1 protein-coding gene is annotated in these 352 nt (G+C 68.8%); it reads right to left on the bottom strand.

Features of this window, described 5'->3' with window-relative positions; genetic code table 11:
* Positions 1–337, bottom strand: a 337-nt coding sequence (locus AB0C16_RS41090; protein WP_357691656.1) for an extracellular solute-binding protein, incomplete at its 3' end; no start/stop codon positions are given.
* Positions 338–352 lie beyond the last annotated feature (15 nt).

Raw genomic sequence — 352 nt, forward strand, 5'->3', positions numbered from 1 at the left:
TGCCGCTGATGACCTGCTGGAACATCGTCGGCAGCACCAGCGACGAGTCGATCCCCGCCCAGGCGGGCGAGGCCGGCACGAACTTCGCGCCCGCGGCGAGGGTCCGGACGAAGGGCTTGACGAACGGTTCCTTCGCCGCGACCTGCTCCCGCACGTCCGAGAACGTCGGCAGGAAGCCCATGGCGTCGAAGAGTTCGCTCTGCGTCTTCTTCGACGCGAGCCGCTTCATCAGGTCGACGGCGAGTGTGCGGTGTGTCGTGCTCTTCAGGACACCGATGTTGTTGCCGCCCGCGAACGCCGGCGCGATGTCACCCGGCTTCAGCCCCGGCAGCGGCACGACCGCGTACGCGCC

It is taken from the genome of Nonomuraea sp. NPDC048916, from assembly GCF_040649575.1.
GTDB lineage: Bacteria > Actinomycetota > Actinomycetes > Streptosporangiales > Streptosporangiaceae > Nonomuraea.